Origin of the sequence: Lentzea sp. NPDC059081 (assembly GCF_042738015.1) — a bacterium.
GTDB lineage: Bacteria > Actinomycetota > Actinomycetes > Mycobacteriales > Pseudonocardiaceae > Lentzea.
The window spans coordinates 181,647-205,669 of sequence record NZ_JBHYGW010000001.1 but is presented as its reverse complement, the minus strand read 5'-3'; the positions used below and the strand labels follow the sequence as shown (position 1 = coordinate 205,669).

General features: G+C 72.0%; 20 protein-coding genes. 11 read left to right on the top strand and 9 right to left on the bottom strand.

Annotated features, from left to right (window positions below; translation table 11 throughout):
* The first annotated feature begins 43 nt into the window (after positions 1–43).
* The 3 genes from ACFWV3_RS00975 (at position 44) to ACFWV3_RS00965 (ending at position 3,788) form a co-directional block, all read left to right on the top strand.
* Complete coding sequence (locus tag ACFWV3_RS00975) at positions 44–805, top strand: GntR family transcriptional regulator (protein ID WP_382406784.1); 762 nt, start codon at positions 44–46, stop codon at positions 803–805.
* Positions 806–990: 185 nt separating this feature from the next.
* Complete coding sequence (locus tag ACFWV3_RS00970; RefSeq protein ID WP_382406782.1) at positions 991–1,992, top strand: ABC transporter substrate-binding protein; 1,002 nt, start codon at positions 991–993, stop codon at positions 1,990–1,992.
* A 125-nt stretch (positions 1,993–2,117) separates the two neighbouring features.
* A complete protein-coding gene (locus ACFWV3_RS00965; protein WP_382406780.1) occupies positions 2,118–3,788 on the top strand; it encodes a LuxR C-terminal-related transcriptional regulator in 1,671 nt (556 codons plus the stop codon).
* Here ACFWV3_RS00965 and ACFWV3_RS00960 read toward each other — a convergent pair.
* The 3 genes from ACFWV3_RS00960 to ACFWV3_RS00950 are packed head-to-tail and all read right to left on the bottom strand — an operon-like array spanning position 3,770 to position 7,571.
* Positions 3,770–4,261, bottom strand: coding sequence for a flavin reductase family protein (locus tag ACFWV3_RS00960; RefSeq protein WP_382406778.1), 492 nt, complete (start codon positions 4,259–4,261; stop codon positions 3,770–3,772). The genes ACFWV3_RS00965 and ACFWV3_RS00960 overlap by 19 nt on opposite strands.
* A complete protein-coding gene (locus ACFWV3_RS00955; RefSeq protein WP_382406776.1) occupies positions 4,258–6,375 on the bottom strand; it encodes a tetratricopeptide repeat protein in 2,118 nt (705 codons plus the stop codon). The genes ACFWV3_RS00960 and ACFWV3_RS00955 overlap by 4 nt, the downstream gene beginning before the upstream one ends.
* The gene (locus tag ACFWV3_RS00950) at positions 6,375–7,571 is read right to left on the bottom strand and encodes a hypothetical protein (RefSeq protein ID WP_382406774.1); all 1,197 of its coding nucleotides are present in this window, start codon (positions 7,569–7,571) and stop codon (positions 6,375–6,377) included. The genes ACFWV3_RS00955 and ACFWV3_RS00950 overlap by 1 nt, the downstream gene beginning before the upstream one ends.
* Positions 7,572–7,918: 347 nt before the next feature.
* Here ACFWV3_RS00950 and ACFWV3_RS00945 point away from each other — a divergent pair, with 347 nt between their 5' ends.
* Positions 7,919–8,482, top strand: a complete 564-nt coding sequence (locus ACFWV3_RS00945) for a flavoprotein (RefSeq protein WP_382406772.1) — start codon at positions 7,919–7,921, stop codon at positions 8,480–8,482.
* On the opposite strand, the gene ACFWV3_RS00940 is transcribed toward ACFWV3_RS00945, so the two are convergent.
* The gene (locus ACFWV3_RS00940) at positions 8,433–9,677 is read right to left on the bottom strand and encodes an MFS transporter (protein WP_382406770.1); all 1,245 of its coding nucleotides are present in this window, start codon (positions 9,675–9,677) and stop codon (positions 8,433–8,435) included. The genes ACFWV3_RS00945 and ACFWV3_RS00940 overlap by 50 nt on opposite strands.
* Positions 9,678–9,742: 65 nt before the next feature.
* On the opposite strand from ACFWV3_RS00940, the gene ACFWV3_RS00935 reads away from it, so the two are divergent.
* Both ACFWV3_RS00935 and ACFWV3_RS00930 read left to right on the top strand, forming a co-directional pair.
* A complete protein-coding gene (locus ACFWV3_RS00935) occupies positions 9,743–10,723 on the top strand; it encodes a DUF5937 family protein (protein ID WP_382406768.1) in 981 nt (326 codons plus the stop codon).
* A gap of 145 nt (positions 10,724–10,868) precedes the next feature.
* Positions 10,869–11,486 carry a universal stress protein gene (locus tag ACFWV3_RS00930; RefSeq protein WP_382406766.1) on the top strand — a complete coding sequence of 206 codons (618 nt, stop codon included), beginning with the start codon at positions 10,869–10,871 and terminating at the stop codon, positions 11,484–11,486.
* Here the strand turns inward: ACFWV3_RS00930 and ACFWV3_RS00925 are convergent.
* On the bottom strand, positions 11,479–11,649 hold the full coding sequence (locus tag ACFWV3_RS00925) for a hypothetical protein (protein ID WP_382406764.1): 171 nt from the start codon (positions 11,647–11,649) through the stop codon (positions 11,479–11,481). The two genes, ACFWV3_RS00930 and ACFWV3_RS00925, sit on opposite strands and share 8 nt — an antisense overlap.
* 221 nt (positions 11,650–11,870) lie before the next feature.
* Entirely contained in the window at positions 11,871–12,488 is a 618-nt protein-coding gene (locus ACFWV3_RS00920; protein ID WP_382406762.1) for a hypothetical protein, read from the bottom strand.
* A gap of 126 nt (positions 12,489–12,614) precedes the next feature.
* On the opposite strand from ACFWV3_RS00920, the gene ACFWV3_RS00915 reads away from it, so the two are divergent.
* The 3 genes from ACFWV3_RS00915 (at position 12,615) to ACFWV3_RS00905 (ending at position 17,210) form a co-directional block, all read left to right on the top strand.
* On the top strand, positions 12,615–14,258 hold the full coding sequence (locus tag ACFWV3_RS00915; RefSeq protein ID WP_382406760.1) for a hypothetical protein: 1,644 nt from the start codon (positions 12,615–12,617) through the stop codon (positions 14,256–14,258).
* 157 nt (positions 14,259–14,415) lie between these two features.
* Positions 14,416–15,771, top strand: a complete 1,356-nt coding sequence (locus tag ACFWV3_RS00910; protein WP_382406758.1) for a glycoside hydrolase family 43 protein — start codon at positions 14,416–14,418, stop codon at positions 15,769–15,771.
* Between the two features lie 11 nt (positions 15,772–15,782).
* Complete coding sequence (locus ACFWV3_RS00905; protein ID WP_382406756.1) at positions 15,783–17,210, top strand: family 43 glycosylhydrolase; 1,428 nt, start codon at positions 15,783–15,785, stop codon at positions 17,208–17,210.
* On the opposite strand, the gene ACFWV3_RS00900 is transcribed toward ACFWV3_RS00905, so the two are convergent.
* The gene (locus ACFWV3_RS00900) at positions 17,211–18,023 is read right to left on the bottom strand and encodes a hypothetical protein (protein WP_382406754.1); all 813 of its coding nucleotides are present in this window, start codon (positions 18,021–18,023) and stop codon (positions 17,211–17,213) included.
* Positions 18,024–18,354: 331 nt separating this feature from the next.
* On the opposite strand from ACFWV3_RS00900, the gene ACFWV3_RS00895 reads away from it, so the two are divergent.
* Together ACFWV3_RS00895 and ACFWV3_RS00890 are read left to right on the top strand one after the other, a co-directional pair.
* Positions 18,355–18,885, top strand: coding sequence for a DUF3887 domain-containing protein (locus ACFWV3_RS00895; RefSeq protein ID WP_382406752.1), 531 nt, complete (start codon positions 18,355–18,357; stop codon positions 18,883–18,885).
* A 20-nt stretch (positions 18,886–18,905) separates the two neighbouring features.
* The gene (locus ACFWV3_RS00890; protein WP_382406750.1) at positions 18,906–20,204 is read left to right on the top strand and encodes a serine hydrolase; all 1,299 of its coding nucleotides are present in this window, start codon (positions 18,906–18,908) and stop codon (positions 20,202–20,204) included.
* Positions 20,205–20,267: 63 nt separating this feature from the next.
* Here ACFWV3_RS00890 and ACFWV3_RS00885 read toward each other — a convergent pair whose 3' ends face one another.
* Both ACFWV3_RS00885 and ACFWV3_RS00880 read right to left on the bottom strand, forming a co-directional pair.
* Positions 20,268–20,711 carry a YdeI/OmpD-associated family protein gene (locus tag ACFWV3_RS00885; RefSeq protein WP_382406748.1) on the bottom strand — a complete coding sequence of 148 codons (444 nt, stop codon included), beginning with the start codon at positions 20,709–20,711 and terminating at the stop codon, positions 20,268–20,270.
* Positions 20,712–20,770: 59 nt separating this feature from the next.
* Positions 20,771–23,554 carry a BTAD domain-containing putative transcriptional regulator gene (locus ACFWV3_RS00880; RefSeq protein WP_382406746.1) on the bottom strand — a complete coding sequence of 928 codons (2,784 nt, stop codon included), beginning with the start codon at positions 23,552–23,554 and terminating at the stop codon, positions 20,771–20,773.
* Positions 23,555–24,023 lie beyond the last annotated feature (469 nt).

Sequence of the window (24,023 nt, the reverse complement as noted above, 5' to 3'; positions counted from 1 at the left end):
TACCAGTGGTATGCCATACTGGGCGCCGACGAAGCGGAGTGGCATGGGCGAGGCGATCCTCAAGCGCGAGCAGGTCCGCGACTACCTGCTCGAACTCATCGAGACCCACCCGGCGGGGGCGCCGATCCCCGCCGAACGCGTGCTGTGCCAGCAACTCTCGGTGTCCCGCCCCACCGTCCGGTCCGCCGTGGACGAACTGGTCAACACCGGCCTGCTGGTGCGCCAGCACGGCCGCGGCACGTTCGTCGCCAGGGCCAAGATCACCCAGGAGATGGTGTCCGCCACCGGCGCCATGTCGCTGCCCAGGGCCGGCGGCACGTGGTCGTCCCGCGTGCTCGAACACGCCCGCATCCCGGCCGGCGCCAGGGTCGGCCGCCGCCTGCACCTCTCCCCCGCCGCCGAGATCCACTACATCGCCCGGCTGCGCCTCGTCGACGGCGAGCCGATGGCCGTCGAGCACCTGCACGTCCCGGCGTTCGTGGCGCCCTCGCTGACGTTGCACGACATGGAGTCCGGCGACTTCTACGACCGGCTGCGCGAGCACGGCGTGCACGTCAGCGAGGCCGTGCAGTCGATCGAGCCGACCGTGACCAACGAGTCCGAGGCGACGATCCTCGGCGTGCCGGAACTGGCGCCCGCGCTGCTGTTCGAACGGCTGACCACCGACGCCGAGGGCCGGTACGTGGAGTACGTGCACTCGATCTACCGCGGCGACCGGTACCGGATCGTGTCGCGGCTGACGCTCGGGGACTCGCCGCGCAGCACCGTGGACGTCCAGGCGCGGTTCGGCAACGACCCGTTCTGACAAAGGGCCGCACACATTTCCGCTCAGGCCACATTTACCTCCAATGTGGAATAAACAGCTTCGGCGTTGTGCGGAATTGATAACACCCGGTAAATGCTTCGGCAAACCCTTCTTGACTGTCGTGCAAGGATGCTGGTGAAAGCCCCGAATTGATCGACGAATGCACTCCACCTGGAGAAGCTGACATGATCAGTAGGCGCCGCACCGCCGGGCTCCTGTCCACTCTCACCCTCTTCGCGGCGATCTCGGGCTGTGGTTCGCCCGGCGCCGGACAACCGGTCGCGAGCAATTCACCGAAGCCGGTCGAGAAATCCAGGATCAAGATCGGGGTGCTGCCGGTCGTCGACGTCGCTCCCCTGCACATCGCCATCAAGAACGGGTACTTCCGGGACGAGGGTCTCGAAATCGAGACGGTCACCGTCCAGGGCGGCGCGGCCGCCATCCCCAGCCTGATCCAGGGTGGACTCGACATCACCTTCGGCAACTGGGTCTCGTTCATCGCGACGCAGGCGGGCGAGACCGCGAAAGGCGTCGGCGGCCTGAAACTGATCTCGGACGCCTACCAGGCGAAGCCGGGAATGTTCATGGTCCTCGTGAAGGGCAACGGTCCCATCAAGACGATGGACGATCTGGTGGGCAAGACGATCGCCATCAACACGCTGAACAACATTTCCGAGCTGACCACGAAGGCGGTGCTGGAGGCGAACAACATCGACCCGAGGAAGGTCACGCTCAAGCCGATGCCGATGCCCGACATGGAGGGGGCGATCGAGCGCAACACCGTCGACGCCGGGTTCATGAGCGAGCCGTTCATCACCAAGGCCCAGCGCAACTCCGGCCAGGTCACGATCCTCGACGCGGCGTCGGGCCCCACCGAGGGCATCCCGATCGCGGGCTACGGCACGACCGGCAAGTTCGCGAAGGAGTACCCGAACACGGTCGCGGCGTTCCAGCGCGCGATGGCCAAGGGTCAGCGCGCCGGCTCCGACCGCGCCACGGTCCTGGCCCTGCTCCCCGACTACGCCGGGGTCGACCGCGACACCGCCAAGCTCGTGCACCTCGGCCAGTTCCCCACCTCGCTCGACGCCACCCGGCTGCAGCGCGTCGCCAACCTGATGAAGACGTACGGGCTGCTGCAGTCCGATCTCGAGGTCGGACCGATGCTCGTGCAGGGCGAGGACAGGTAGCCGGTCAGGGGACCGGACGTCTCGGTGACAGAGGCGTTCTCGACGGACTGTCGACGGATTGTCGACGGCGGCTGAGAACGTGGCCTCGCGGCGTGGGGAGCGCCGTGGGAGCTGAGGGGCGTCCAATGATCGATCTGCCCGACGGTGCTGACGTTCTCACCGATCTGCTGCGGGCCCGCCATCTGCTGGACCGGGCCGTCGGACTGCTCGCGCGGGCCGGCGACCGGTGCCTGGCGTCGAACCGTCCCGGCCGGGCCGCCGACCTGCTGGCGCGGGCGTACCGGTTGCTGGAGACCGACGACGTTCCGGCGCAGGACGCGGAGACCGCGGCCGTGCTGCTGGAAAGCCTGCTCACGGCACTGTTCCGGGCGGGCAGACCGGCGGACGCCCTGCGGCTCGGCGGTCAGGTCGACGACCTGGCGTGCGCCGGTCTGCCGGGCACCGTCGTCGCCCGGTTGCGGCTGGCGCTGGCGCGATCCGCCGTCGACGCGGGGCTGCACGCGGAAGCCGCGGCGCAGCTGACGACTGCCCGCGAGGTGCTCGGGACGCAGCCGGACGACGACGGGATCGCCGTCGACGCCCTCGCGGCCCGGCTGACGCCGCACGACGGCGCTGACCTCGCCGCCAGGACACTGGAAGCCGCGCTGCGCCAGGGCTTCCCGGACGCCGCCTGCCAGGCGCTCGACGTCCTGGGCTCACTGGCCCCGGCGCGCGAGCAGGCCACTTGGCACCACCAGCGGATGGCGGAGCTGGCCGGGCGGCACCGGCTCGACCACTGGGCACTGGTCGCCCAGCTCCGGCTGGGCACCGGCGACTGGCTCGCCGAGGGCATCACGGCCCGTCTCGACCAGGTCGTGCGCGCCGCGGCCCGGCAGGGTGCCGCGGCGGTCAGGTGCTCCGCGACCGCGGTGCTGGCACTGGACCTGGTGCTGCGCGGGCATCACGCGGAGGCCGAGCGGGCCGCCGGCCGATGTCGCACCGACGCGGAGGCACTCGGGCTGGGCGAGACCCTCGACGCGCTGGACCTCGTCGGCGCGGTGCTCGCGGCGCACCAGGGCCGGCAGGTGCGGCCGCACCCGGCTGCCGAGAACGGATCTCCGTTGTCCCCGTTCACCTTCCGCCTGGTGGAGGCGTTCGGCGCGTTGCTGGCGGAAGACCGGAGCCGATGTCCCGGCGGCAGTGGGCTGAGGTCACTCGTCGACGCGGTGGCCGGCCGTCCCGGTGCGCCGGACCTGCCGTGGGCGCGGTGGGACCGGCAGTTCGCGTTGTTCGCGCGGGCGGTGGTGCTGGGCAGGAACCAGCGTGCCGCCGAGGCCATGGCGGCGTTCACCGAGGCCGAAGAAGCCGCGGCACCCTTCCCGGTGGCCCGGCAGCTGGCCCTGCGACTGGTCGCCGAGGCCGCGCACCGGGACGGCTGGGGACAGCCGGTCGACTGGCTGCGCGAGGCCGAGACGTTCTTCCACACCGCCGGTGTCACGGCCGTCGCCGGTGCGGCACGGGCGTTGCTGCGCCGGTGGGGCGTCCCGGTGCCGCGCAGGCGGGATGGCGCCGCCGAGATCCCCGCCGCGGTGCGCAGGCGCGGGGTGACCGTCCGGGAGTACGAGGTGCTGCGGCTGGTGATCAGCCACCCCGGCAACCGCACGATCGCCCAGCTCCTGCACATCTCCCCGCGCACGGTGGAGAAGCACGTGGCCAACCTGCTGATGAAGCTCGGCCTGCCCAACCGGGACGCGCTCAACCACCGCGCCGAGGCGCTGCTCGCCGTCGGCCCCGACGCTCACGGCGACAGGCCGTAGTACGAGCCGGCGAAGAACACGACCGGGCGCGTCGTGTCGTCCTGACGGCAGTGGTGCACCGCGCCGAGCACGAGCGCGTGGTCCGCGGCGGCGACGATCCGGTCCACCAGGCACACCGCGCCCGCCACCGTGTCCTCCAGCACCGGCACCCCGTGCTCCCAGTGGTACGGCACGTCCGAGAACCGGTCGCAGGTCGGCGCGGCGAACCTGGTGGCGAGGTCGCTCTGGGCCGCGGCGAGCACGTTCACGCCGAACCGGCCCTGGCGCTCGACGGCGGCGAGCGTGCGGCTGCCCTCCGCCAGCGAGACGAGCACGAGCGGCGGGCGCAGTGACACCGAGAGGAACGCGCTCACGGTGCAGCCCACCGGTTCGGTGCCCGCCGCGCTCGTCACCACGGCGACACCGCCCGGCCACCGCCGCATGAAGCGCCGCAGGGCCGGGCCGGTGTCGGCCGCATCGTCCACAGTGGTCACGACAGCGCCGGTTCGGCTGTGCGCACCAGCTGCGCGGCGGCCAGGTCCGCCCGCGAGCGCCCGGGGTCGCCCGCCGCGCCGTAGCAGTCGGCGCGCTTCGCCAGGATCGCGCCGCGGTCGGCACCGGGCAGCTCCAGCGCCCGCGTGTAGTCGCCGATCGCGGCGTCCCAGCGGCCCTCCGACCGCAACGCCTCCGCCCGGTTGAAGTACAGGTCGGGGTCGGTCCGGCTGAGCTCGATCGCCCTGCTCAGGTCGCGGACCGCGGCCTCGGCGTCGCCGCGGTCGAACGCGATCCCCGCGCGGCAGGCCAGTGCCTCCACCAGGTCGCCGTCCAGCACGAGCGCCGCGTCGACGTCGCGCGCGGCCCGTTCCACCGCGCCCGCCTCCAGCGCGATCTGACCGCTCAGGCACAGCAGCCAGGGCTCGTCCGGGTGCACGTGCAGCGCGTCGTCGGCCCGGCGCAGCGCTCCGGCCACGTCACCGGACTCCAGCAGCACCGCGAGCAGGTTCGCCCACGCCTGCACCTCACCCGGTTCGAGGTCGACCACGCGTTCCAGGTCGGCGACGGCGCCGGCGAAGTCCCCGACCTCCGCGCGCAGCCCGCCCCGGTTGAAGTGCAGCTCCCAGAACGGCGGGGTGACCAGCTCGGCCGCGTCGTAGTCGGCGAGCGCACCGGTCAGGTCGCCGAGCCGGCGGCGCACGTCGGCGCGTTCGAAGTAGTAGTCCTGCCAGTTCGGGTCGGCGACCAGCACCGCGGTGTACCCGTCGAGCGCCTCCTCCAGCCTGCCCATCCGCGACTGCAGGCTGGCCATGTTGTAGACCAGCACCGACCTGTGCAGGCGGTGGGTGTCCTCCGGCACCGCGGTGCTCACCAGCTCGAGCCCCTCGGCGACGATGCGCAGCGACTCCTCCAGGTTGCCCTCGCGCATCTCGATGAGCGCCAGCCCGTTGCTGTTGAACGCGGTCAGGAACGCCCGCTGCACCGGGTCGGGCAGCAGGGTGGCGATCGCGATGGCGGTGTTCACGTACGTGCGGGCCTTGACGTAGTCGCGGCGTTCCGGCCCGTAGTGCCGGGTGTAGAGCATGGCGATCGCGTAGCTGTTGACCAGGTGCACCATCGGCACCGCGTACCGGCGGCGCACGTCCATGTACAGCGGTTCCGCCATCTCCGGCCGCCCGGTCGCGGCCAGCGCCGTCGCCGACCGGCCGGTCAGCGGCCAGTACACGTCCATCTGGGTCTTCGGGTCGACGATGGCCCGGCCGCGCGCGCCGTAGTCGATGACGGCGTGGTGGAAGCCCATGGAAACCGCGTACTGCAAGGCTTCCAGCAACGCGTCACCGCCGGCGCCGGCCGGGTCGCTGCCGTGCTCCACGTGGTACGGGATGGCGCCCAGCGTCAACGTGATCTCGTCGCGCTCGCGCAGTTCGGCGGCGCGTTTGTCGTGCAGAGCGGCCCGGTGGACCGGGTCGGCGGCGGTGTAGGCGGCCAGCTCGGCGGGGTCGGCGGACGTCCCGTCGGCGTCGATGTACGCCTGCAGCAACGTTTCCGCGTCGCGGTCGTCCGGTGGCACGGTCGGCACGGGGACGTCGAGGCGGCGGGCGTGCCGGGACAGCACGGTCGTGAGCTCCTCGGTCAGTCCGCTGTCGCCGCGGGTGTGCACGGTGATCCTGGCGCGGTCGGACGGGATCCGGCGCAGCAGCAGGCTCAGGCACTCCTGGTCGGTGTGGTCGGCCTCGTCGAGGTTCGTGAACACGAGCTCCAGCCGGCCGAACCGCTCCGGTGCGCCGCAGGCGGCCAGGAAGTCCACGATGCCGTGGGAGAGCCGCCGGGTGCGCAGTGCCGGGTAGATCCGGGTCTGCTCCTCCGGTGCGGACACCGAGGCGAGGGTCTCCGGTGGTGCGTCGACGGTCGCGCGCAGCTCCGGTGCGATGGACAGGATCTCGATGGCGTGGCGGTGCACCAGGTCGCGGAACCGCTCGTGGGCCTCGGGCACGAACCGGCGCAGCAGGGTGCCGACACCGGTGTACGGGCCGCGCAGCAGGCGGTGGCAGTCGACCTCCAGCGCCGCCCCGGTCCGGGGGCGCGCGCCGACGTGCCATTCATGGGTGGACATCACGACACTCCTTGGGCGGTAACGGATTCCTGGTTCGGGGCGGGCTTGCCCGCGCGGGACAGCAGGCCCGCGACCAGGGGGAACACGCCGAACTGGACGGACAGCACGGCCAGTGAGGCGGCGGAGTCCCAGAACTTGACCGGGTCGGCGAGGCCGTGTTCCAGCCCGTCGCGCAGCCGCACCGCGAACCCCGCGAACACGGGGACGGCGGCGATGGCGAGCACCCCCAGCAGTGCCGCGGTGCCCACCACGGTCAGCAGCGCGAACCACGGCGCGTACCGGCGGTCGCGGTCGGACCACTCGTCGGCGTCGGCCGGAACCGGCGGCACCCCTCGAAGCCGCCGCACCCGGTCGCGCAGCCAGGCCTTCGCGGCGCCAGTCAGGTTCGTGCAGCCGAGGGCCGTGGTCAGCACGTAGTACAGGTCGGTGCGCAGGAAGATCAGCAGCTGCCAGGCCAGCCGGATCAGGGTCAGGTACGCGACGGCCAGTGCGAGCTGCGCCAGCCAGTGGCCGGGTTCGACGGCCGCCGCCAGCGTCAGTGCCGCCGCGATGAGGACGTCGCCGAGCATCCCGGCGAGGAACGCCACGTGGCGCTGCGACCGCGGCAGGCTCAGCAGGCCGTTGAGCTCGGTCTCGAACACGGCGAAGAACAACCGCCTGCCGACCCGCAGCCTGGTCGGCAGGTTGTGCCGGCGGCCCGCCATGACGTGGAACCACTCGTGCGCGAGCAGTCCGGGGATCTGGCTCAGCACCAGGATGACCTGCACGGCGATCAACGACGGCAGGAAGAACACGTGGTCCGGGTTCGGGCGCAGCTCGGGCTGCCGCACCATCGCGACCCCCGTGGCGGCCACCAGGCAGGCGTAGGCGATCCACGCGGCGGGGCTGAACATCGCCCGGCCGAGCCTGCGGTAGCGCACGGAGGGCCGTTCGGCGGCCGGTTCGCCGGGGGCCCGGACGAACCCCAGCTCCGTGAGCGTGCCGACGAAGTCGTCCAGGTCGACGGTCTCGCCGAACGTGGACCGGTACCACCCGGCTGCCTGTTCCGGAGACTCGCCGTCCACCATGCGGCGCAACAGTTCCGCGCCGTCGTCGGGAAGCGCGACGAACGTGTTCGTGTCGGCGCGGCCCACCATGACGCCGTCGCGCTGGGGCACGAACGACAGCGGGTGGAACGCGATGGACGGTTCGTCCATTTCGGACTCTCCCTGGGTGGTCGGGCAACCGGTGGGGCACAGCCCGCGCACGGTGCGACACCGTGCGCGGGCCTCACTTCCCTCGTGCCAGCCGGCTCAGCAGCAGCCGGGGCTGTAGTCGCAGATGGCAGCGGAGGTCAACTTGATGGCATCCGCCTTGCGAACCGAGATCTTCTTCATTGCCGGCACCTCCCAACCGTTGTGTCGATGGGCTTTCCGGTGTCGACGCTGTCACCCGCGGCGGCCGGGGACATGGGGGCGCGGTCCGCAACTTGCCCGCCACCGACGACGTGGAATGGGGGCTTCACACGCATGACGACCCATTGGCCCGGCGGCACGCTGAGGGCATGCGAGACGACGCACTCACGATCATCGCGTGCGGCTCGAACGCCGCCATCGGCCTGCCCGCGTACCTCATGCGGCTGGGCAACGAGCTCGACCTCGGCCTGCGCGTGCTGCTCACGCACAGCGCCCAGCGCTTCGTGTCACCCCAGGTGGTCGCGTGGCACGCGGACGAGGTGTTCACGAGCGACGACCCGTCCCTCAACCCGACCGAGCTCGCCCAGCGGTCCATCGGCATCGTGGTGCTGCCCGCGACGGCCAACATGCTCGCGTCGGCCGCGCTCGGCCTGGCCGCCACCCCCGGCCAGACGGCGCTGCTGGCCGCGTCCGGCCCGTCGCTGTTCTTCCCGCAGCTGAACCCGGCGATGTGGGCGAAGGCGCCGACCCGGCGGCACGTGGAGAGCCTGCGGGCGGACGGGCACGTCGTGGTCGACCCGGAGGAGAGGCAGATCTACGAGCTGTGGCGCCGCTCGTTCACGGTCGGCCCGGCGATGGCGCCGCCGGACCAGGCGGTCGAGATCATCCTCGAGTGGCTGGAGAAGGCCCTGGCCGACCAGGAGGCGGACTGACGCGCGGTCCCGCCGGCACCGAGCGGAACACGACCGCGGTCAGCACCGTGACGACACCCGCGGCCGCGATGGCGTGACCGATCGGGACGACCTCGGCGACCGCTCCCCAGACGGCCGGGCCCAGGCCCTGCGCGGTCATCAGCCCGGCCGACAGCACGGTGAACGACTGGCCGCGCCGTTCCTCGGGCACGGCGTCGCGGAAGGGCGCCGCGATGCCCAGGCCGTAGGCGAACCCCGCCCCGCTGACGACGAGCAACGCGCAGCAGGCGGCGACGGGCAGGTCGAACGCGAGTCCCGGCAACGGGAGGCCGAGCAACGCGATCAGCGCGGGCACGACCCGTTGGCGGGTCGCGGGGGCGAGGAAGCGCGCGACCAGGAACTCCCCGACGATCATGCCGACCGGCAGGGCGGCGAGCATGAGGCCCGCAGCGCCGGTCGTGAAGCCGCGGTCGAGGGCGTAGGAGACGAGCAGGCTCTCGGCGCCGACGACGAACGCGGGTGGCAGCCACTGGGCGAGCAGCAACGTCCGCGTCGTCCGGTCCGCCAGCAGTTGCCGCGTCCCCGTCAGGCCCTGGCGCACCACGTTCCCGTCGCCGGGGGCGGCAGGCAGGTCCGGCAGCAGCAGCCTCGCCACGACCCCCGACCCCAGCACGGCGGCGGCACTGATCATCAGCGCGTCCGGCACCCCGAACGCGGCCACCGCGAGCCCGCCGACCGCCAGCCCGCCGAGCTGTGCGAACGACATCGCCATCGACATCACCGAGCGGCCGAGGACGTACGCGTCCCCGTCGAGCACGTCGGCCACGAGCCGGCCCGAGGTGCCGTTCAGCGCCGGTCCGAGACAGCCGATCAGCGTGATGACGGTCAGCACGACCCAGGTGGGCGGCGTGACCAGGCCGAGCAGGCCGGTGGCCGTGCCGGAGACCAGGTACGAGCCCACGATCAGCGTGCGCGGGCGGACGCGGTCCGTGAGAGCCCCGAACAGCACCCCGGTGAACGCCTGCGGCACGAACGCCAGCCCGAACGCCAGCGCCGCCAGCAGCGGTGACCCGGTGGTCGTGAAGATCGTGGTCGACAGGGCCACGGTGCGCAGCACGTCGGCGGCGATGGCGATCACGCGGGTGGCCAGCAGCTCCCGGAAGACCGGGCGGGTCAGCACGTGGGCGAAGGTCGCGCGAGTGTCGTGGACGGACATGCCCCCAGCGTCCACGCCGGTCCTCCCGACCGCCACAGATCCGTTCCTGGACGTAAGGTCGGTCCGTGCTGAGGTTCACCGCCGGTGCCGGCGACCTGCTGGCGAGCAGGTTCGCCATCGCTCCCCTGCTGGAGCTGGACAAGCTGCTGCGCAGGCTCTCCGGCCGCGCGGGCAGGCCGCTGCCGCGCGACTGGTCCGAGCGGCTGCGCCCGGTCTACCGGCGGCTGCGCGCGGAGACCGAGCTGGACGCCGTGCTGGCGCTCTGCGCGCCGCAGTACGGCGCCGACTTCGTCGCACCACCCCCGCAGGGCCTCGCCCAGACCGTCGACGACGACCTGGCCAGGGTGCGCGCCACCCCGTTGTCGTTGGCCCGCGAGGAAATCGCAGAATGCCTGCGCCACCGGCCCACCGACGACCAGCGGGTCCTCTCGGTCCTGCGCGGCCGCCACGTCGTCGCCAGGATCGCGGACGTGCTGGAGATCGCCTGGCACGAGCTGCTCGCCGACGACTGGCCGCGGCTGCGGGCGATCTGCGAACGCGACGTCGTGCACCGCGCCGGCCTGCTGAGCCGCGAGGGCTGGGCGGCCGCGATCGCCGGCCTCGACCCGCGCACGCGCTGGCACGACGGCGCGATCGAGATCCAGCTCCGGTACGCGAGCGCCACCATCGACCTGAAAGGCGCCGGCCTGCTGCTCATCCCGTCCGTGTTCGTGTGGCCGAACGTCTCCGCCTACACCGAACGCCCCTGGCCGAAGGCGCTGGTCTACCCGGCCCGCGGCATCTCGGCGCTGTGGGAGCCGACCACACCGGCCGACCCCGGCGCGATCGGCGACCTGATCGGCCGCTCCCGCGCCCAGCTGCTGGCCGAGCTGGACGACCCGGCCAGCACCACGCAGCTCGCCAGGAGCCTCGGCATGGCGCCCAGCGCCGTCGGTGACCACCTGACCGTCCTGCGCCGGGCGGGGTTGTTGAGCAAAGCGCGGTCCGGCCGGTCGGTGCTCTACCGCCGCACGCCGCTCGGTGATGCCCTCGCCGCTCAGCAGTGAGCGTTCACCTGCACGGGCTCGCCGGCCATCGGTCACGCCCGCACTGTTTTCGGCCGACCAGCCTCGTCGCGACAGGACTTTGGTCCCGGCACAGACGTCCCTTCCCGCTCTGCTCCGAACGGGGGCAAGCACGCATCGTCTACGCATGCACCCAGTCGTGATCATCCAGGACGGCGCCAGACGTGACGAGAACGCGCTGAGGTGGGCGGCCGCCCACGCCCAGTCGATCGGCACCGGCTTCGAGATCCACCGCCCGCACGACGACTTCCGCGCCCAGCTCGTGGTGGTCGGCCACCGCGGCACCGGGCAGCTCACGACGCAGTGCGACACCGTGGTCGTACGAGGCACCACGGCAGCCATCGACGCCCGGCACCGCCACGTGACCGCACTGGTCAGCGGCGGACCGGGCGACGGCCGGGTGCTGCGCCACGCCGCCGACTTCGCCCGGCGACGTGGCGCCCGGCTCCTCGTCCTGCACGCGGCCGTCCCCGGGATCGACCACGTGCTGGACCGCGCCGCGGCCGTGCTGGGCGGGTTCGCACACCGTGCGATGGTGGTTCCCGAGCATCCTCTCGAGGTGATCGCCCGGTGCACCGACACCGATCTGGTCGTGGTCGGTTCCGGTCAGACTCGCGGAACTGTTGCGAGGGCGGCGATGGATCACGCGCCGTGTCCCGTTCTGGTGGTGCGGCAGCCCGTTCTGGAGGCTTTGCGCGGAGAGCTCGCCGTGCCCACTCCGCGTCAGTGCGAGGGTGTCAGGTGACGGCGCGGAACCCGCGCGTCCAGTAGAAGGCCGGCGTGACGGCCGCGACCGCCGCGAGCACCAGCATCGCCGAGGTCAGCCCCATCAGGCCGGCCAGCGCGGTGCCGATCACCGCTCCCACCGGGACCGTGGCCACCGTGACCGCGTTGACCAAGGCACTCACCCTGCCGAGTATCGCGGGTGCGGTGCGGCGTTGATCCCGATGTGCGTGACGTCAACGACTTCTTCGACGTCGTGGACACCTGGCAGGTCGGCAAGGAGAAGCTCGGCGACGGCACGTCCGCCGTCGGCAGCGGCGCATGGGGCTTCACCGCGGACGCGTCCCAGTGCTGGTGCTCGCGCCGCGGCGTGAGCACCAGCGATCGGCTGCGTGCCGCCGACGGATCAGCTCACGCCGCAGTCGGACAGGCTATCGGTGCCGAACTCCGACTTGTTGATGTCGTCGTCCCAGACGTAGCCCGCCGTGTTGGCGAACTGGACTCCGGCCCGCCCGGACTCGGCGACACCCAGCACCATGCGCCGGCCGTTGCTGTCGGGGATCTTGCAGATCGCGAAGAACCTCTCGCCCGCCCAGACCGTGCCGGGCCTCGGCGTGCTCAGGCCGGGAGCGGAGTACAGCCCGGTGTCCCGCAGCGTGGGGTACGACCGGAAGGCCGTGCAGGTGAGCAGGCTCGTCGGGACGTTGTCCAGGTCGAAGGGCCAGATGAAGCCCGCGGTGTTGGACCACTGCGAGCCGGTGCGGCCGGTGCGGTCGATGCCGAGCACCATCAGCTGCCCGTTGCTGTCCTGCTGGCGGCACACCGCCGCCACGTTGTCGCCGACCTGGGCCGTGCCGACGCGGGGCGTGCTGAGGCCGGGGGCCGCGTACATGCCGGTGGTCACCCTCACGGGGACCTGCGTCCCGAAGCCGAGTGCACCCAGCTCGCCTGCCTGCGCCGGCAGGCCCGCGGCCACCGCCGCCGCCGCCAGGACGAGCGCGGCCGTGATCTTCCAGGTCCTCACGCCAATTCCCCCTTGATCAGTTACCTGACCCTAGCGACTGAACCGGCGTCCGGGAACGTGGTCACACGGACGGTTCGGGGCGGTTGCTAGCCTCCACCGATCTCCTCGACCTGGTGGGACGTAACCGTGTTCAACGCCGATGACCTGCCCGCCTTCGAGCTGCCGGAGTACGCGGAGCCGGACTGGGGCGACGAGGAGCGCCCGCCGTTGCGCGGCGCCACCGCTCCGCCCGCCGGGATGGCCGACGTCGACTGGGCGGCCCTCGAGGACGCGTACGACACGGCGGACCAGACGCCGTTGTTCATCGAGGCGCTCACGAGTGACGACGAGGGCGACCAGATGTTCGGCGCCTACGGTCTGTACTCCGCCACCACGCACCAGGGTTCGGTCTACACGGCGTCCCGGGCCGCGATCCCGTTCCTGGCCGAGCTCGTCCGCCGCGACAACCCGGCGGCACTGCAGTTCCTGGCCAGGATCGCGGTCGGTGAGACGCACTTCGTGACGCGGCCCGACGAAGCCGCCAGGATCGGCACCGAGTACGCGGGAGAGGTCGCGGAGTTCGCCGGCGACGTCGAGGCGATGTGGAAGCGCACCGGCGACGACGAGGCGTTGCGGCTGCTGGTGTTGCTGGGCCGGGAGCCGGAGGAGCTGCCGGAGCTCACGGCGGACGCGACCGCGGGCCTCTGCCTGGCGCACGCGTTCCTCGCCGCACGGGACAACGGTGTCACGCCGGGCGGTGCGAGGCGGACCGACGCCAGGGTGGAACACGTTGCCACGGCACGGGATCTGATGATGAACAGCCCTTCGTTGCACGTGCGAGGTGCTGCCGCCGCGTGCGTGGTCTACTCGGGATTCGCCGACGACTACTCGCGGGCGCTGCTGCATCACCTCGCGCAGGGCGAGTACCCCGTGGTCGACGCGTGGACGCCGGACCTCGCCGACCTGGCCGCCGCGGCCTGGAGTTTCGGCACGGAGGACGACGAACTGTTGGCGGCGCAGGGGAACCAGCGGCCGAACCTGCACGTTCGCCTGCTCGAACGGATGGCGCGGCAGTTCCGTCCCAGCGGCGACGGTTACCGGCCGCTGGCACCGGAGGAGCTGACGGCGGCCCAGCGCACGACCTTGGAGACGGCGCTTCGCTCCTCGCCCGACACGATCACCGGCGCGGACATCGGCTACCTGTGGGTCGACGTCCCGGGAACGATCGGCGCGGTGCAGCGGTTGCTCGGCATCGCGACCGGTGAACTGAGCCGACGGACGTCCCGGGGCCTGCTGTGGTTCGTGCTGGAGGACGGCCTGCTCGCCGCGGACGACCGGGAGTCCGCGCTCGCCGCTCTGTCCGAAGTGGACGCCTGGTCCGCGCTCGGCGAGGTGTTCGCACCCCGCCGGCCGGGCGGCAAGGAGGAGTCGACCAGTCTCACCCTCCGGCGGGCGCACGAGGACGCCGTGGAGCTCACGCTGTGCTCGGTCTTCGCCGACGCGCTCGGCGGTCACCGCGCACAGGCCGAGGCGTTCCTCGACGACTGGCTGCGGGCAGTGTCCGAAGTGGACGGCTACGATCTCGCGTTCAAGGTCCCGGCCCTGCGCATCGGCACCGCGCTCACGGCGTTGGCCCGGTCGGGCGGCCTGCCGGAGCGCTTCCACCCGATGATCAAGCCGTACCACCGCTTCGCGGCCTACTCGGCGGTCCCGTTGCCACTGCTGCGCGAACTGGCGGAGGCACTGCCGGCGGACGTCCGTGCCGCACGCCTCGCCGATCTCCAGGAATAGCGTTCGAATCGAATTCGACAGCGAATTTCACGCGCGCTCCTGAGTGTTATCGCTCACTTCGATTCTTTGGTGGCGCCAGCATTGCCCTGCTGCACAGCAGTGCCACATAGTGTTAACGCTAACCCTGCGGACCCCTCTCACTGGCGCAAGGAGTCCCATGCGTTTCTCCCTGCCGCGTGCCTTCGGTGTACCGAAAAGGCTCGCGTCGATCGCCGTTGTGACCGCGTTCGTCGTGGCGGCCAGTCCCGCCGCGTCGGCCGCCGGACCCGTGCCGCACTACCTGATGACCGCGTTCACGAACAGCAGCGAGTCGAACATGTACGTCTACGACTCGGCGAACGCGACCGGCTTCACCCAAGTCAGAGCCAACGCCTACACCCCGCCGTCGGGCCTGATCCGCGATCCCAGCGTCCTGCGGCACACCGACGGCTACTACTACATCGTCCACACCACGAACTGGACGGGCGACACGATCGGCTTCGCCCGCAGTGCGGACTACGTGAACTGGACGTTCCTGCGCACCGTGCGGGTGGGTCTGAACGGGACCACCGGCAGCACGTGGGCACCGGAGTGGTTCAGGGACTCCGACGGCAGCGTGCACGTGGTCTTCTCCGCGTCCACCACCGGGACGGCCGGGCAGTTCCGCCCCTACCGGATCACCGCGACGAACGCGGACCTGTCGTCGTGGACCAGCCCGGTGGCGCTCGGCATCCCGGCCAACTACATCGACAGCTTCCTGGTCAAGGCCGGCGGCACCTACCACAACTTCCTCAAGAACGAGACGACGAAGTACGTCGAGCACGCCACCGCCCCGTCGCTGACCGGGCCGTGGACGTTCGTCGGCACGGGCGACTGGGCGGGCTGGGGCGCCGGGCTCGAAGGACCCGCGCTCGTGCGGCTGCCGGACGGCCGGTGGCGGATCTACTTCGACCAATACGGCCAGCGACGGTACTTCCACGCCGACAGCACGGACCTCACGAGCTTCGGCGGCAAGGTCGAGCTGACCGGGCTCTCCGGCACCGCGCGGCACTTCACCGTGCTGCGCGAGGACTCCGGTGACGGCACGGCGGTGCCGACGGGCACGCGGTCGCTGCGGTCGGTCAACGTCCCCGACCGGTACGTCCGCCACCGCGACAACCTCGGCTACCTGGAGTCCGTGAGCGCATCCAGTGCCCTCACCACCCGCCAGGACGCGACCTTCACCGTGGTGGCCGGACTGGCGAACGCGAGCTGCTACTCGCTCCGGTCGGTCAACTACCCGGACCGCTACCTGAGGCACTACGGGTTCCGCGTCCGGCTCGACACGGGCACCGGTGACGCCACCTTCGCCCGCGACGCCACGTTCTGCGGCCGGGCCGGACTCGCCGGAGGCGGCAGCACGTCGTTCGAGTCCTACTCCCACCCCGGCCGGTTCCTCCGCCACCAGAACTACGAGCTGCGGGTCGACTGGCGCACCTCCGACGCCGCGTTCGCCGGGGACGCGTCCTTCACCGTCACCGCACCACTGGCCTGAAAGGACAGTCGATGAGGAACGCTCTCCTGCGCTTGGCCGTGCTGGTGCTCGTCCTGACGTGGATGCCCATGCCTCAAGCGAGTGCGACGCCCGCGGCCCGCTACACCAACCCGATCGCGGAACGGCGCGCCGATCCGCACGTCTTCAAGCACACCGACGGCTTCTACTACTTCACCGCGACCGTGCCGGAGTACGACCGGATCGTCCTGCGCCGCGCGACCACGATCCAGGGACTGGCCTCGGCGGCCGAGACCGTCATCTGGCGCAAGCACCCCAGCGGCGAGATGGCCGCCCACATCTGGGCTCCGGAGATCCACTTCATCGACGGGAAGTGGTACGTCTACTTCGCCGCGGGGCGCAGCGACGACATCTGGCGCATCCGGATGTACGTGCTGGAGAGCTCGGGCTCCAACCCGTTGTCGGGCACGTGGACCGAGCGCGGCCGCATCACGACGCCCTGGGACACCTTCTCGCTGGACGCGTCGACGTTCGTGCACAACGGCATCCGCTACCTGACGTGGGCGCAGCAGGAGCCGGGCATCTCGACGAACTCCAACGTCTACCTGGCCAGGACGGGCTCGACGCCGTGGACGATCACCGGCACGGTGACCCGGCTGACGGTGCCGACGCTCTCGTGGGAGACCCGCGGCTACAAGGTGGCGGAGGGCCCGACCGTGTTGCAGCGCAACGGGAAGGTGTTCCTCACCTACTCGGCCAGCGCCACCGACGCGAACTACTGCCTCGGCATGCTGACCGCGCCGGCGTCCGCGGACCTGCTCAACCCCGCGTCGTGGACCAAGAGCGCGAACCCGGTGTTCACGACCAACGACGCGACCGGGCAGTACGGGCCCGGCCACAACTCGTTCACGGTGTCCGAGGACGGCAGCAGCGACGTCATGGTCTACCACGACCGCAACTACCGCGACATCAGCGGCGACCCGCTCAACGACCCCAACCGCCGCACCCGCGTGCAGAAGGTCTACTACAAGTCCGACGGCACACCGGACTTCGGCATCCCGGTGCCCGACGGCGCCACCCCGGTCCGGCTCCGCTCGTACGCCGCGGCGGACCGCTTCGTGCGGCACTGGGAGTACCGGGCACGGGTGGAGGCGACCGTGTCCCCGTTGGCGGACTCGCAGTTCAAGGTCGTCACGGGGCTGACGGGCTCCGGCACGGTGTCGCTGGAGTCGACGAACTTCCCCGGCTACTACCTGCGGCACCGCAACAACGAGCTGTGGGTCGAGCGCAACGACGGCAGCACTCTGTTCCGCAACGACGCCAGCTTCCTGCAACGCGCTGGGCTCGCCGCGAGCTCGGCGGTGTCGTTCGAGTCGGTCAACTTCCCCGGCCTCTACCTGCGCAACGCCAACGGGCTGCTCAACCTCCAGGCAGCGAGCGACGCGCAGGCCAGAACGGACGCGACGTTCGTGCTGGAGTGATCACGGCCGGCCGTCGACGGAGACGGAGAACTTCTCGACGGCGTTGCCGGCTCCCCCGCTCCACAGGTTGAAGCCGGCCTCGACCGCGACCAGGTACCAGTCCAGCGAGACCTGTCCCCTGCCGACGGAGTCCTCGGTGAACGCGCTGATGTCGAGGCCGCTGACCTCGGTGACCTCGCCGACGCGTTCGTAGGTGATGCGGACGCGGTCCTGGTCGCGGGCGAGCCACACGTTCCAGCGGGCGCCCGAGATCGGCACCTCGCCGGCCAGCAGGGACCCTCCCGGCCGGACACCGCCGCGGCTGCGGAGCCAGATCACCATCTCCGCGCCGTCGGGCGTGCCGTCGGCGACGGGCCCGCTGTGGAACCACACGACATAGGCGGCGTTGTAGATTCCGCTGTCGACCTGCGTGCTGGCCCAGTCGCTGGTGATGCGCGGCATCGCCGACACCTGGACCGGCAGGTCGCCGACGTCGGTGCACTCCTGCCAGTGGCAGCCCCGGAACAACGACGGCGAGGAAGCGGGCGCACCACCCGGCTTGAGGTCGTGCGCGGCGCTGTCGATCCGCAACGACTGGTCCCCGACCGTGACGCACTGCGACGTCTCCGCGTTCCACACGTTGTTCTGCGCGAGGTAGTCGTCACCACCGGCCGGAGCCACGCCGTCCCTGGCGCACAGCGACACCTTCGCGACGGCCGAGGACACGGCGTTGGACAGCACCAGACCGACCACCGCGGCCACCGACGCACCGGTCACGCCGACCACCAGGAACGCGATGGCGATGCGGAACGCGATCTGGGCTGAGGGACTCATCCGCTCTCCTCGGTCGGGTGCACCGGTGCGGCGGTGCGCGCCGCTCATCGAGGGATACGCCCAGCCTCGTCGCGCAGTTCAGCCCTGCTCTCGTGGCCGCGGCACCAGCCAGCACTATTTCGTGCCACACACTCCGGCACGCTTTGGAATTCCGTGCGCTAGACTCACGCTCATGAACTGCGAAGCCTGCGGCTCGCCGCTTCCTCCTCGCGTTGGCGCTGGCCGAAACCGCCGGTACTGCAACGCCACCTGCCGGAGCGCCGCCCGCCGGCAGCGGGCGCACGTAAACGATGACTTGACAACTCGTCCGCGTCAATCCATTGTTGACACCGTGCCCGACGGGCCGTTGGCCGCGGTGAGCGAGGCGTTGCGGAGAGTCCGCGACGCGGAGGCGACACTGCGCGAGGCGGTCGAGGCGGCCAGGGAGGCCGGGCACACCTGGCAGGAGATCGGCGACCTGCTGGGCACCAGCCGGCAGGCCGCGTTCCAGCGGTTCGGCCGGCCGACCGACCCGACGACGGGAGCGTCGCTGGCGGTGCTGCAGCTGCCCGACGCGGTCCAGCGCGCAGAAGGGCTCGTCGCCGACGTCGTCGCGTGCCGGTGGCATGAGGTGATGCAGGACTTCGACGAGCCCATGCGCGCCGAGATCGACGAGGAGAAGCTGAGCGTCGCGTGGGCCCAGGTGGCCGGGTCGGTCGGGAGTTTCGAGAGGTCGGGAACGCCGTACGCGTGGTCCGCGGGTGAGTACACGCTCGTCCACGTGCCACTGGCGTTCGAGGCCGGCGAACGGGTCGTGCAGGTGACCTACCGCGCCGACGGACGGGTGGCGGGGCTGTTGATCCGCCCACCCGAAGCAGTGTGAGCTCTGGAAACGGGGGAACGATGAGAACAGCAGTAGTGGGTGTTGCCGTGCTCCTCGCGGCGTTGGTGGCTCCGGCCGCCCACGCCGCCGAGGTGCCCACGGCGGGGGAACAGCTGGGATGGGTCGTCGACGCCACCGGACGCGTGCCGGTGGCCGAGGACGAGGTGCGCCAGCACGTGGCACAGGTCCTGCTCGACGCGGCCGGTGGCCCGGCGGGAGTCAACGCCGCGCTCACCGGACTCGGCAGGCTGCAGGTGAAGCGGGTCGTCACCGAGACGCCCGAGCACGTCCAGGCGGCGGTCAGCAGCCCGGTGAACGACTACCTCCTGGACCTCCACGTCGACCAGGCCGGTCTGGTCGACGGCCTGCGCGCGACGCCGGACGCCCCGGTGCCGACGTCGTGGGCGGAGCTGGACAGCCGCCTCGCGGCGCTCGGGAGCAGGGTCTCGTTCGGTGCCTCGGAGATCCAGCCGGACGGCCGGTGCCGGGACGTGCACGGGGTCGACGACACCGTGCAACGGCCGCTCGGCTCGGGCTTCAAGCTCTACGTCCTGGGCGCGCTGGGCAAGGCCGTCGCCGAGCACCGGGCGTCGTGGACCGACACGCTCGCGATCCGCGACGACTGGAAGAGCCTGCCGTCCGGCGAGCTGCAGAACCAGCCGGCCGGCACGCCGTTGCCGCTGACCGAGTACGCCGACAAGATGATCTCGATCAGCGACAACACGGCGACCGACCACCTGATCCACCGGCTGGGCCGCGGCGCCGTCGAGCGGCAGCTCGTCGCGTTCGGCAACCAGCGGCCGTCGGCGAACGTCCCGTTCCTGACGACCAAGGCGATGTTCGAGCTCAAGGCCACGAAGGACACCTCCAGGATGGACGCCTACCTGGCGCTCCCCCGCTGGGCGCGTCCGGCGGCGGTCGCGGGCCTCGAACGGCTGCCGCTCACGGGCCTGACCGCCTGGACGCAGCCGCGCGAGATCGACAGGATCGAGTGGTTCGGCTCGCCGGACGACATCTGCCGCGCCTACTCCGGCCTGCGCGCGCAGAACCAGCCGGAGATCGCGCACGCGCTGTCGCTCAACGACGGCGGTCTGCGCCTCGACCGGACGGCGTTCCCGGAGGTCTGGTTCAAGGGCGGCAGCGAACCCGGCGTGCTGACGCTGAACTACCTGGCGCGCACGGCCGACGGCCGCTCGCTGGTCGTCAGCGTCATGGTGTCGGACCCGGCGGCACCGCTGAACGAAAGCCGTGTCGCGGCAACGGGAATCGCGCTCGCCAAGGGTGCGATGGCGTTGATGGCGGCCGCACCTCGCAGGTGAGGGTGGGCTGACGGTCTCGGGCGGTGGTCCTCGGTTCGTCCGGGGGCCACCGCCCGAGGCGTGTCAGGAGAGCTCGGCGACGATCTTCTCGATCCGCCGCGCACGGGTCTCCGGCTGCTTGGCCGCCGCCACCGCCTCCGCCCGCTGCCGCTGGTTGCTGTACGACAGGGCGGTGAACGCGGCACGGGCGCCGGGACGGCGGTCGAGCGCCGCCGCCAGGTCGTCCGGCACCTCGACCGTGCGTTCCGCGAGGTCGGGTTCCAGCGCGACCTCGACGGTGTCGCCGGCGCTGACGCCCGCCGCCTCCCGGTTGGCGGCGCTCACCCCCAGCATGAAGTCGCCGTCGTACACCGCCACCGTGCTGCGGTAGGTGTGGGCGCCGATGGTCACCAGCACCTTCGGCTTCCTGCCCTGGCCCAGCGCCTCGACGACGGCCGCGGGCACGCGGAAGCCGGTCGCCGTCTTGCCGTTGAGCTCGATCAGCGTGGTGAACGTGTGGCGCGCCAAGGTCCGACCTCCCGGTGACGTCGACTGTCCACGTCGGATAGTAGGCACAGAAACGGCTGTCACGCCGGTGGTTGCGTCTCGCCGGACGGGTCGGCGCCGTCGAGCAGGCGCTGCACGCGGGCGGCGTCGTCGTCGCGGCCCTGGTCCCGGTACAGCTCCAGCGCCTCGCGCCACACCGCGCGGGCCTCGGCGTGCTGGCCCAGTGCCGCGTGCGGTTCGCCCAGCCGTTCCAGGGTGCCGGCCACCTGGACGAGCGCGCCCAAGTCGCGGAGCAGGGCCTGGGCCCGGCGGTAGTGGCCGACGGCCTCGGCGTGCAGGCCGCTGCTGTGGTCGATGTAGCCCAGGGTGTCCCAGGTGGCCGCCTCGCCGTCGGGGTCGGGGTTGAGGTGGTAGAGCTTCAGCGCGGTGTGGCAGTGGTCGCGGGCCCGGTCGTGGTCGCCGAGCCGGGCGATGTACCAGCTGGCCGAGTTGAGCATGTGGGCTTCCCAGGTGGGGTTGCCGATGGCGCGGTACAGCTCCAGTGCGCTGGTGGAGTGGTCGAGTGCCCGCTCGTCGTCGTGGGCCAGGCCCCACGCCCACGCGAGCATGCGGTGGGTGTGGGCCTCTCCGGCCGGGTCGTCCTGCCGCCGGGCCAGGGCGAGGGCGCGGTTCAGGTGGTCCACCGCCTCGTCGTGCCAGCCCAGCTCGGTGTAGGCGTTGCCGAGCTGGCGGTGGACGAGGAGGTCGGTCGCCGGGTCGCGGAGGTGGCCGGCGGCGGTGAGGCCCGCCTGCCAGACGGCGACCCGGTCGCGGCGGTGCCCGCGGCGCAGCTGGTAGATGCCGAGGGTCCAGGCCAGCTGCCACACCTGCCGGTGCCAGAGGTGGGCGGCGGCGGTCTGCTGGGCGGCCTGCAGGTTCAGGTGCTCGGTGTCGAACCAGGCCACGGCCGCCGCGAAGCCCGGCACCGGCTGCGGGAGGCAGCCGGCGTCGAGCGGGTCGAGCTCCAGGGGCTCACGGCGCGGGTCGAGGAGCTGGTCGGCGGCGTTGGCCGTGTGCAGGTAGAAGCCGACGACGCGGCGCAACGCGTCCTCCCGCGGCTGCTCCTCGGCGACCTCGGTGGCGTAGCGGCGGATCAGGTCGTGCATCGAGAACCGCCCGTTCGGCCCGCGGTTCAGCAGGGACGCGTCCTGGAGGTCGCGCAGGACCCGCGCGGCACGGGTCGCCGGCAGACCGGTCAGCGCGGCGACGGCGGGCAGGCCGATGTCCGGGCCGGGCGCGACGCCGAGCAGGCAGAACACCCGCTGCTGCTCAGGAGTCAGCACGCGGTATGACCACGACAGCACCGTGGGCACCCCGGTGGAGGGTTCCTCCAGCACGGCCATGCCCAGCTCCCGCAGGTCCGCGGCGAACTCGGCCAGCGGCACGCTCGGGTGCGTGTGCGCGCGGGCGGCGATGATGCCCAGCGCCAGCGGCAACCCGTCGCAGAACCCGATCAGCTCCGCCACGGCGTCCGGTTCGGCGGCGACCCGGTCCGCGCCGAGCCGGCGGACCAGCACGGCGCGGGCCTCGTCGTCGGTCATCGTCCCGAGGGCCAGGTGGTGCGCGCTGTGCCGGGTGAGCACACCGGTGAGCGTCGCGCGGCTGGTGATCAGCACGGTGCACGAGCTGCCGCCCGGCAGCAGGGGCAGCACCTGCTCGGTACCGGCGGCGTTGTCCAGCACGATCAGCATCCGCCTGCCCGCGACCAGGCTGCGGAACAACGCCGTCTGCGCGTGCGGGTCGACCGGGATCCTGCCGGGGTCCGCGCCCAGCGCGTCGAGGAACCCCCGCACCGCGGCGGCCGACGCCATCGGCGCGCCCGCCGGGCTGAACCCGCGCAGGTCGACGAAGAGCTGGCCGTCCGGGAACCGGTCCAGCCGCTGGTGGGCCCAGTGCACGGCGAGCCAGGTCTTGCCGATGCCGCCGGTGCCGCCGATCGCGGAGATCACCACCGTCCGGTCGGGCCCGGACTCGTCGAGCGTGGCGGTCAGCGACGCGAGCTCGTCGGCGCGGCCGGTGAAGTGCGCCGGGGTGGCGGGCAGCTGCCGCGGCACGACCGCCGGGGGCGCCGCGGGAGGCGCGACGGACAACGTCGAGTCCGCGGCCAGGATCCGCTGGTGCAGCTCCCGCAGCCGCGGGCCGGGGTCGGCGCCCAGCTCCTCGACCAGCCTCCCGCGCAGCCGCTGGTAGTGCCGCAGTGCGTCGGCGGTCCGCCCGCTGCGGTGCAGGGCGAGCAGGTACTGCCCGGCCGTGCGCTCGTCCAGCGGGTGCCGCGCGGCGCGGGCCGCGAGCTCCGCCAGCAGGTCCTCGCCGTCGCCGGCCCGCAACCGGGCGTCGACCAGGTCCTGGTCCGCGGCGAGCAGCTCCTGCAGCAGCTCGTCGCGCACGGCCTCGGCCCACTCCCCCGTCAGGCCGGTCAGCGGTTCTCCTCGCCGCAAGGCCACGGCCTCGGTCAGCAACGCCACCGCCTGCCCGCCGGTCGCACCGCGGGCCGTGGCACGCAGCTCGCGGAACCGGTGCAGGTCCACCACGTGGTCCGCACCGTCCAGCACCAGCGCGTAGCCCCCGGACCGCAGGACGATCCCGGGGCCGTCCACCGGCAGGGCGCCGCGCAACCGCGAGACGTAGCTCTGCAACGTCGCCCGGCCCCGTCTCGGGGTGTCCGCACCCCACACCCGTTCCACCAGCTGGTCCGCCGGCACCACCCGGCCCGCGTCCACCGCCAGCGCCGCCAGCACGCACCGCTGCCGCGCGGGCCCCAGGTCCACGACCCGCCCGTCCACGTGCGCGGTCACCTCACCGAGCACACCCAGCTCGACCGTCATAGCCCCGCCCCCCTCGCTCCGCCCCGGCACGGGCGGAACCACAGGCGACACGAATATCGGCTTGACCAGCGCAATGCAGAAACCTTGCAAGGAATGCGCACGAACGGCCGTGCACCGTAGCGGCAGACGGCCCAAGGGGAGACCAACGGGAGGACGGGCCGTCGCGCCGGCGGAGCAACTCGTGGCCACCACAGGAACGGGGGCGACGAAGCCCGCCGGCGGCAGTGGACACCCGTGCACCGTCCGGCCTTCCCTGGGGGGATGGCCGGACGCCGCACGGGACGTCCCGCCGAGGAGCACCGGGGACCCGGCAGCACCCCAGCTGCCGTGATCGCCCGCCCCGCCCAGGTGACAGCCGGGCGGTCGCCCCGGCACCCGCTCCTCGGTCGCGGACCCGGAGGGAACGGGTCGGCGCCCAACCAAACTCGTTGGACCCGCCCAACTCACGGGGGATCTGAGTGGAGGTGGT

Coding starts and splice junctions, on each gene's coding strand:
- ACFWV3_RS00975 (WP_382406784.1), top strand. CDS start 44: ATGGGCGAGGCGATCCTCAAGCGCGAGCAGGTCCGCGACTACCTGCTC.
- ACFWV3_RS00970 (WP_382406782.1), top strand. CDS start 991: ATGATCAGTAGGCGCCGCACCGCCGGGCTCCTGTCCACTCTCACCCTC.
- ACFWV3_RS00965 (WP_382406780.1), top strand. CDS start 2,118: ATGATCGATCTGCCCGACGGTGCTGACGTTCTCACCGATCTGCTGCGG.
- ACFWV3_RS00955 (WP_382406776.1), bottom strand. CDS start 6,375: ATGTCCACCCATGAATGGCACGTCGGCGCGCGCCCCCGGACCGGGGCG.
- ACFWV3_RS00950 (WP_382406774.1), bottom strand. CDS start 7,571: ATGGACGAACCGTCCATCGCGTTCCACCCGCTGTCGTTCGTGCCCCAG.
- ACFWV3_RS00945 (WP_382406772.1), top strand. CDS start 7,919: ATGCGAGACGACGCACTCACGATCATCGCGTGCGGCTCGAACGCCGCC.
- ACFWV3_RS00940 (WP_382406770.1), bottom strand. CDS start 9,677: ATGTCCGTCCACGACACTCGCGCGACCTTCGCCCACGTGCTGACCCGC.
- ACFWV3_RS00930 (WP_382406766.1), top strand. CDS start 10,869: ATGCACCCAGTCGTGATCATCCAGGACGGCGCCAGACGTGACGAGAAC.
- ACFWV3_RS00910 (WP_382406758.1), top strand. CDS start 14,416: ATGCGTTTCTCCCTGCCGCGTGCCTTCGGTGTACCGAAAAGGCTCGCG.
- ACFWV3_RS00905 (WP_382406756.1), top strand. CDS start 15,783: ATGAGGAACGCTCTCCTGCGCTTGGCCGTGCTGGTGCTCGTCCTGACG.
- ACFWV3_RS00900 (WP_382406754.1), bottom strand. CDS start 18,023: ATGAGTCCCTCAGCCCAGATCGCGTTCCGCATCGCCATCGCGTTCCTG.
- ACFWV3_RS00890 (WP_382406750.1), top strand. CDS start 18,906: ATGAGAACAGCAGTAGTGGGTGTTGCCGTGCTCCTCGCGGCGTTGGTG.
- ACFWV3_RS00880 (WP_382406746.1), bottom strand. CDS start 23,554: ATGACGGTCGAGCTGGGTGTGCTCGGTGAGGTGACCGCGCACGTGGAC.